Annotated in this window: 8 protein-coding genes; 5 read left to right on the forward strand and 3 right to left on the reverse strand. The window is 71.3% G+C overall.

Going from position 1 to position 7,909, the window contains the following annotated elements; all coding sequences use genetic code 11:
• The 3 genes from ACZ61C_RS09690 to ACZ61C_RS09700 all read right to left on the reverse strand — a co-directional run bounded on the left by ACZ61C_RS09690 (position 1) and on the right by ACZ61C_RS09700 (position 2,298).
• A complete protein-coding gene (locus tag ACZ61C_RS09690) occupies positions 1-225 on the reverse strand; it encodes a DUF5703 family protein (protein ID WP_465304820.1) in 225 nt (74 codons plus the stop codon).
• Positions 222-1,235: a YncE family protein gene (locus ACZ61C_RS09695; protein ID WP_465304822.1), complete on the reverse strand. Its 1,014-nt coding sequence runs from the start codon at positions 1,233-1,235 to the stop codon at positions 222-224. The genes ACZ61C_RS09690 and ACZ61C_RS09695 overlap by 4 nt, the downstream gene beginning before the upstream one ends.
• Positions 1,236-1,326: 91 nt before the next feature.
• The gene (locus ACZ61C_RS09700) at positions 1,327-2,298 is read right to left on the reverse strand and encodes an aldo/keto reductase (RefSeq protein WP_465304824.1); all 972 of its coding nucleotides are present in this window, start codon (positions 2,296-2,298) and stop codon (positions 1,327-1,329) included.
• 87 nt (positions 2,299-2,385) lie between these two features.
• Here ACZ61C_RS09700 and ACZ61C_RS09705 point away from each other — a divergent pair, with 87 nt between their 5' ends.
• The 5 genes from ACZ61C_RS09705 (at position 2,386) to ACZ61C_RS09725 (ending at position 7,810) form a co-directional block, all read left to right on the forward strand.
• Positions 2,386-3,423 (forward strand): LLM class F420-dependent oxidoreductase, encoded by a 1,038-nt coding sequence (locus tag ACZ61C_RS09705; RefSeq protein WP_465304826.1) that lies wholly within the window; start codon positions 2,386-2,388, stop codon positions 3,421-3,423.
• A 1-nt stretch (position 3,424) separates the two neighbouring features.
• Complete coding sequence (locus ACZ61C_RS09710; protein ID WP_465304828.1) at positions 3,425-4,267, forward strand: undecaprenyl-diphosphate phosphatase; 843 nt, start codon at positions 3,425-3,427, stop codon at positions 4,265-4,267.
• Between the two features lie 24 nt (positions 4,268-4,291).
• Positions 4,292-5,011, forward strand: a complete 720-nt coding sequence (locus ACZ61C_RS09715) for a histidine phosphatase family protein (RefSeq protein ID WP_465304830.1) — start codon at positions 4,292-4,294, stop codon at positions 5,009-5,011.
• A gap of 94 nt (positions 5,012-5,105) precedes the next feature.
• Entirely contained in the window at positions 5,106-7,160 is a 2,055-nt protein-coding gene (locus ACZ61C_RS09720; protein ID WP_465304832.1) for a M3 family metallopeptidase, read from the forward strand.
• Between the two features lie 212 nt (positions 7,161-7,372).
• Positions 7,373-7,810 (forward strand): DUF6294 family protein, encoded by a 438-nt coding sequence (locus ACZ61C_RS09725; protein ID WP_465304834.1) that lies wholly within the window; start codon positions 7,373-7,375, stop codon positions 7,808-7,810.
• The last annotated feature ends 99 nt before the right edge of the window (positions 7,811-7,909 follow it).

Genomic DNA, 7,909 nt, shown 5'->3' on the forward strand with positions numbered 1-7,909 from the left:
CTAGGTCGGCAGGGCGCCGGGAAGGCTTTCGGAGGTCTTCTTGCGGCGCAACCAGACACGGCGCGTGCCGTCGGCGTACAACCGCACGTTCCGCAGCTCCCAGCCCGCGAACTCCGCGTGGATGGAGAGCTGGATCATCGCCGCGCGCCGCGACACACCCGGGGGGAGGTGCAGGCGGCGGTACTCCCAATCCCCTTCGACCACCGCCTCGCTGACCGTCGTCATGGCTGGATCACCTGGGTCCCTTCTCCGGCGGCCGAGCCGATGACCACCCGGCCGCTGGTTTCGTCCACCCCGACCGAGTCCGGCTGGCGCACGGTGGGAAACCGGTACTTCTCCACGGGCTCGCCCCCGTGGACGTCGAACCCGACCACCTCGTTGCGCTCGGTCAGCGTCACCCAGGCCAGGCTCCGCTTCGCGTCGTAGGCGATCCCGTACGCGCCACCCGGCACCGGGTAGCGCTGCCGCATGATCAACGGCGACGCCGAGAACGCGATCAGCGCGCCGTCCCGCACGTCGGTCACCAGCACCCGCCCGTAGGAGTCGGCCACGGCGTTCGCCGCGCCGTCCCCGGCGCGCAGACCCTCGTTGACCTTCCCGGCGGCGACGTCCACCGAGAACACCGCCGTCCGCAGCCGGTCCAGCACGACCACCCCGCGGCCGGTGTCGACCACGTCGTCGGCGCTGGAGAGCTGCCCGCCGATCGACCGCGCCGGACCCGCCGCCGGCAGTACCTGGATGTCCTTCGCCGGCCCCATCGCGACCAGCCGGTCAGCCCCGTAGGCGATGCTCGACGCCGGCTGCCCGCCGGTCTTCGTCTCGGTCAGCTTCCGGTCCGGCAGGCTCAGCTGCTGCACCACACCCCGCGCCGGCTCCGCGATCTCGACCCGCCCCGGCGTCACGGTCAGCCGCTCGGCTTTGCCGTATAACGGAATATTCACCGGGGCGGACGCGAGCGCGTTCAGTTCGTACAGCTGCAGCGACGGCGACTGGGAAAGCGCAACGACGAGGGTCGAGGTCTTCGGGTCGACGGCGACGGCCGAGACCGCGGCACCCGGCAGGACCTGACCGGCCGGCTTCACGGTGACCGCGGGGGAGACCGCCGGGCGCGCGGCCGTCGGGTTCGCGACGAGCTGGAGCTCGTCGCTGTCCGACTTGGCCGACGAGCAGCCCGAGAGCACCAGGACACCGGCGAGCGGGATCACGACCCACGACACGGCGGCGAACCGACGCACGTTGCTGCCTCCAGGTGTCCCTCGACGGGCGGTCTTCACCAGCATCCTCCACGATGGTCTTGCCGTCACGTGCATGTCACCCAACAGACACCTAATGCGGCCAGCGCTCCGGGTAGCCGACGCCGATCGCGCTGACGTCGTCGAGCGCGGAGCGGATGGCGGGTGGGAGGGTGATCTCCTCCGCCGTCAGCGAACCGGTGAGCTGGCCGGTGTCGCGGGCGCCGACGATCGGGGCGACCACACCCGGCCGGTCGCGGACCCAGGCCAGCGCGACGGCGAGCGGGGACGTGCCGAGCCCGTCCGCCGCGGTGGCGACGGCCTGCACGATCCGGGCGGCCCGGTCGGTGCGGTGGTGCTCGACGTACCCGGCGAGCATCCCGGCCGACGCGCCGCGGGAGTCGGACGGGGTGCCGGTGCGGTACTTGCCGGTCAGCACCCCGCGGCCGAGCGGCGCCCACGGCAGCAGACCGACCCCGTGGTGTTCGGCGGCGGGCACGACCTCGCGGTCCACGCCGCGTTCCAGCAGGGAGTACTCCATCTGCGTGGAGACGATCGGGGCGACGGCCGCGGTGGTCGCGGCGGCGGTTGCCAGCTGCCAGCCCGAGTAGTTGGAGACGCCGACGTAGCGGACCTTGCCGCTGGTCACGGCGTACTCGAGGGCGGCGAGCGTCTCGGCGAGGGGCACGCAGCCGTCCCAGGCGTGCAGCTGCCAGAGGTCGATGTGGTCGGTGCCGAGCCGCTTGAGCGAGCCGTCGAGGGCGGTGAGCAGCGCGCCGCGGGAGGCGCCGCCGCCGAAGGGGCCGTCGGTGCGCCGGGCGACCGCCTTGGTCGCGACGATGACGTCGTCGCGCGGCACGAGGTCGCCCAGGAGCGAGCCGAGCACCCGCTCGCTCTCGCCTTCGCAGTAGATGTCGGCGGTGTCCACCAGGGTGCCGCCGGCGTCGACGAAGGCGACCAGCTGGCTGGCCGCTTCCTCCGCGTCGGTGTCGCCACCCCAGGACAGGGTGCCGAGCGCCATCCTCGAGACCCGCAGTCCCGAGCGGCCGAGCAGTCGCTTTTCCACGACCGCCGAGCCTAGTGGGCGGCACTGCCAGTTCCTGACCAAGGTGAGTCGTGTCGTGGTCGAGGGCCCCCGTTAGGGTTCGGCCCCGTGCGACTCGGACTCAATCTCGGCTACTGGGGAGCGGGGAACGACCCCGCGAACCTGGCCCTGGCGAAACAGGCGGACGACCTCGGGTACGCGGTCGTGTGGGCCGCGGAGGCCTACGGCTCGGACGCGGTGACGGTGCTCACGTGGATCGCGGCGCAGACGGCGCGGATCGACGTCGGCGCCGCGGTGCTGCAGATCCCGGCCCGGACCCCGGCGATGACCGCCATGACGGCGGCGACCCTCGACACGCTGTCGGGCGGCCGGTTCCGGCTGGGCCTCGGGGTGTCGGGCCCGCAGGTGTCGGAGGGCTGGCACGGCGTGCGCTTCACTTCGCCGCTGGGCCGCACCCGGGAGTACACCGAGATCGTGCGCAAGGCGCTGCGGCGCGAGCGGCTGGCCCACGAGGGTGAGCACTTCACGCTGCCGCTGCCGGACGGCCCGGGCAAGGCGCTGCGGCTGACGGTCCGGCCGGCCCGCAAGCACATCCCGCTCTACCTGGCCGCGATCGGCCCGAAGAACCTGGAGCTGACCGGCGAGCTCGCCGACGGCTGGCTGCCGGTGTTCTTCTCGCCGGCGCACGCGGGGGAGCAGCTCGCGCACCTCCGGGCCGGCGCCGAGCGCGCCGGGCGGTCGCTGGCGGGCTTCGACGTCGTCCCGACCGTGCCGCTGGTCCCCGGAGACGACTGGCGGGTCTGCGCGGACGCCGTCCGCGGCTACGCGGCGCTCTACCTCGGCGGCATGGGCAGCCGGGAGAAGAACTTCTACAACCAGCTGGCCTGCCGGATGGGCTTCGCGGCCGAGGCGGCCGAAGTGCAGGAAAAGTACCTGGCCGGCGACCGGGCGGGGGCGATGGCGGCGGTGCCGCTGGAGTTCCTCGACGCGACGTCGCTGCTGGGTCCCGAGGAACGGATCGCGGAGAAGATGACCCAATTCGCCGAGGCCGGCGTGACGACCCTGTCGGTGTCGCCGTTCACCCCGGACCCGGCCGCCGCGCTGCGCACGGCCGCCGACGCGATCGAGAAGGCGGGGGTGGCCTGACGTGGGCTGGTTCGAAGCACTGGTCCTGGGCCTGGTCCAGGGCCTGACGGAGTTCCTGCCGATCTCCTCGAGCGCGCACCTGCGGATCGTCGCGGCGCTCGTCGGCTGGGACGACCCGGGAGCGGCGTTCACCGCGGTCACCCAGATCGGCACCGAGCTCGCGGTGATCATCTACTTCGGCAAGAAGATCGGGCGGATCCTGCAGGCCTGGTTCTTCTCGCTGTACAAGCCGGACTGGCGCCGCGACCCGGACGCCCGGCTGGGCTGGCTGATCATCATCGGCTCGCTGCCGATCGTGGTGCTCGGCCTGCTGCTGCAGGACCAGATCGACAGCGCGTTCCGCGACCTGCGGATCACCGCGAGCGTGCTCATCGTGTTCGGCCTGATCCTGCTGGTCGCCGACCGGATCGGGAAGCAGGAGCGGACGCTGGACCACCTGACCGTGCCGCACGGCCTCGGGTTCGGCTTCGCCCAGGCGCTCGCGCTGATCCCGGGTGTCTCCCGCTCGGGCGGCACGACCAGCGCGGGCCTGCTGCTGGGCTACACCCGCGCCGAGGCCGCCGAGTACTCGTTCCTGCTGGCGTTGCCGGCGGTGTTCGGGTCGGGGGTGTACAAGCTCAAGGACATCGGCTCGGGCAACGTGCCGGCGCAGTGGGGCCCGACGATCCTCGCCACGCTCGTCGCCTTCGGGGTCGGGTACGCCGTGATCGCCTGGCTGATGTCCTACATCAAGAAGCGCAGCTTCGTGCCGTTCGTGGTGTACCGGCTCGTGCTCGGCGTGCTGCTGTTCGTGCTCATCTTCACCGGTGTCCTGGACCCGAACGCGGGCCCGGTGAGCCACTGATCGTGTCCCCGTAGTGTGGTGGCCGTGAGTACGGTCATTCTGCTGAGGCACGGCAAGTCGACGGCCAACGGCTCCGGGGTCCTGGCCGGGCGGTCCCCGAAGGTCAACCTCGACGACACCGGCCGCGCCCAGGCCGAGAAGCTGGTCGAGCGGCTCGAGGGCGTCCCGCTGGCGGGGCTCGTCGTGTCGCCGATGGTGCGGTGCAAGCAGACGGTCGGCCCGCTGGCCGCCGCGCGCGGGCTCGAGAAGGTCGTCGATCCGGGGCTGTCCGAAGTGGACTACGGCGACTGGACCGGCAAGGAGCTCAAGCACCTCGCGAAGGAGCCGCTCTGGCGGGTCGTGCAGGCGCACGCCTCGGCGGCGGTGTTCCCGGGCGGGGAGGGGCTCGCCCAGATGCAGGCGCGCTCGGTGGCCGCCGTCCGCGCCCACGACCGGCGGATCGCCGCCGAGCACGGCGACCACGCCGTGTGGCTGCTGTGCAGCCACGGCGACGTCATCAAGTCCATCCTCGCCGACGCGCTCGGCCAGCACCTCGACGCCTTCCAGCGGATCGTCGTCGACCCGTCGTCGATCTCGGTCGTGCGCTACACCGAGACGCGGCCGTTCGTGCTCCGCGTCAACGACCACAGCGCCGACCTGAGCGGCATCGTGCCGCCGGAACCGAAGCCGGCGAAACGGGGTAAAAAGGCCACCAAGGACGCCGGGACCAGCGACGCCGTCGTCGGTGGTACCACCGGCCGGTGAGCTTGGCCACCTCCGGAAAGCGCTGACATCGGCACCGGGGTGACCCGTAGGGTGGTGGGACCGAGTGTTTCTCCCCGACCAGGAGCCTGCCCCGATGATTTCGCCGGACAACCCGTTCGCCGCACCCAGCGAACTGCCCTACGCCCTGCCGCCCTTCGACCGGATCGCGGACGAGCACTACCGGCCCGCGTTCGAAGCGGGGCTGGCCGAGCACGCGGCGGAGATCGAGGCGATCGCGGCGCAGGACGCCGAGCCGACGTTCGACAACACCATCGTGGCGCTGGAACGCTCCGGCGAGCTGCTCGGCCGGGTGGCGAGCGTGTTCTACAACCTGTCCGGCTCCAACAGCACCGACGAGATCCAGGCGATCCAGGCGGAGTTCGCGCCGAAGCTGGCGGCCCACCACGACGCGATCCACCTGGACCCCCGGCTGTTCGCCCGGATCGACACCCTGCACGCGCGGCGCGCCGAGCTCGGCCTGGACGAGGAGTCGCTGCGGCTGCTGGAGCGCCGGCACACCGACTTCAGCCGTGCGGGCGCCGGGCTCGGTGAGGCCGAGCAGGCCCGCCTGCGCGCGCTCAACGAGCAGCTTTCGACGTTGCAGACCCGGTTCCAGCAGAACCTGCTCAAGGACACCAACAACCTGGCCGTCGTGATCGCCGACCGCGCGGAGCTGGCCGGCTTCGGTGACGGCGCGATCGCCACGGCGGCCGAGGCGGCGGCCGCCCGCGGGGAAGCCGGCAAGTACGTGCTCAGCCTGACGCTGCCGACGAGCCAGGCGTCCCCGCTGGAAACCCTGCGCGACCGCGACGTCCGCGCGCGGATCCACAGCGCGTCGATGGCGCGGGGCAACGGCGGCAACGAGTTCGACAACAACACCGCCGTCGCGGAGATCGTGCGGCTGCGCGCCGAACGCGCCGCGCTGCTCGGCTACCCGAACCACGCGGCGTACGTCATCGCGGACGAGACGGCCAAGACCGCCGAAGCCGCCGCCGGGCTCTTGGAGCGGCTGGCGCCCGCGGCGGTCGCGAACGCGCGGACCGAGGCCGCGGAGCTGCAGCAGCTGCTCGAAGCCGACGTGCCGGGCGCGTCGCTGCGGCCGTCGGACTGGCCCTACTACGCCGCCCAGGTCCGGCGTGAACGCTTCGACGTCGACACCGAGGCCCTGCGCCCCTACTTCGAGGCCGACCGCGTCTACCTCGACGGCGTCTTCTTCGCCGCCACCAAGCTGTACGGGCTCACCTTCACCGAACGGCACGACCTGCCGAAGTACCACCCGGAGGTCCGGACCTTCGAGGTCTTCGACACCGACGGCACCCCGCTCGGGCTGTACCTGCTCGACCTCTACACCCGCGACGCCAAGCGCGGCGGCGCCTGGATGAACACCTTCGTCGACCAGTCCGAGCTGCTCGGCCGCCGGACGGTCGTGGTGAACGTCCTCAACGTCGGCAAGCCGCCGGCGGGGGAGCCGACCCTGCTGACCTTCGACGAGGTCGTGACCGCGTTCCACGAGTTCGGCCACGCCCTGCACGCCCTCGTCTCGGCCGTCCGCTACCCGACCTTCTCCGGCACCAACGTGCCCCGCGACTTCGTCGAATACCCGTCCCAGGTCAACGAGATGTGGATGCTGTGGCCGGAGGTGCTGGCCAACTACGCCAAGCACCACGAGACCGGCGAGGCGCTGCCCGCCGAGCAGGTCGAGAAGCTCCTCGCCGCTCAGCAGTACGGCGAAGGCTTCTCCACCACCGAATACCTGGCGGCGTCGCTGCTCGACCAGGCCTGGCACCGCCTCGGCGTCGACGACCGCGTCGAAGACGTGCAGCGGTTCGAGACCGACGCGCTGGTGAAGGCCGGCGTCGCGGTGGAAGCCATCCCGCCGCGCTACCGCACGACCTACTTCGCGCACATCTTCAGCGGCGGCTACAGCGCCGGGTACTACTCCTACATCTGGAGCGAGGTCCTCGACGCCGACACCGTCCAGTGGTTCCGGGAGAGCGGGGGACTGACCCGCGAGAACGGCGACCACTTCCGCCGCACCCTCCTCGGCCGCGGCGGCTCCCTCGACCCGATGGACGCCTTCCGCGCCTTCCGCGGCCGCGACCCCGAGATCGAACCCCTCCTCAAGCGCCGAGGTCTCAACGGAGTCTGAGCACTCTTCAACTGTATAACGACCTATACCCTGGGTTCAGTTTTGAGAAAAATTCGGCTCCAGGATCGTTGATACAAAAACCGCAACGAGAAGCGGAGCCGCTCGGGCAGTATCGCCTTCCCCCGCAGCCGCACGTCCGCGACCTTCGCCGGGCCCGCCGGAGAGCTAGCTTTGGCCGGCATGGATTCGGCTACACCCGGGGAGGGAAAATGATGGGCAAGATGCGTCGGGCGTCGGTCGTCCTGGCGATGGTCGCCGCGGCGATGGGCAGCCTGTTCGTCGTGCCGGCGTCGGCGGGGACGCAGACCGCGGAAGCGACCTGTACGGGCGCGGGTTCCTGCTGGTTCACGTGGGGTCGCATCACGGCGGGCGACTGCACGATGGACCAGGCGAAGTGGACCCTGAACCGCAACGGCAGCGCGACGTTCGAGGCGGTGATCGTCAGCAGCAACAGCAACGACGCGTGGCTGATGTGGCCGGTCGCGGTGGACAGCTCCGGTTTCGTGCTCGGCCCGATCGTGCACGGTGGTGACCCGAAGTTCGTGCGGGGCACCGTGAAGAACACGTGGACGTGGTGGTTCGACGCGGGGTCGTTCGACGCCGGGTTCTTCGACCGGATCAACAGCATGCGGCTGACCAGCCACTGCTGACGGACACGGGGTGGGGGGGGGGTTCGGGGCCGCCCCCCCCCCGGCTCTGCGGTGGTGGCTTGTTTTCCGGTGACGATGTGGTCGACAAACCCCTATGCG

The organism is Amycolatopsis sp. NPDC104587 (assembly GCF_055583645.1).

What these genes read in the sequence shown, in the direction of transcription:
- ACZ61C_RS09725 (WP_465304834.1), top strand. Translation starts at nt 7,373, where the DNA reads ATGGGCAAGATGCGTCGGGCGTCGGTCGTCCTGGCGATGGTCGCCGCG.
- ACZ61C_RS09690 (WP_465304820.1), bottom strand. Translation starts at nt 225, where the DNA reads ATGACGACGGTCAGCGAGGCGGTGGTCGAAGGGGATTGGGAGTACCGC.
- ACZ61C_RS09720 (WP_465304832.1), top strand. Translation starts at nt 5,106, where the DNA reads ATGATTTCGCCGGACAACCCGTTCGCCGCACCCAGCGAACTGCCCTAC.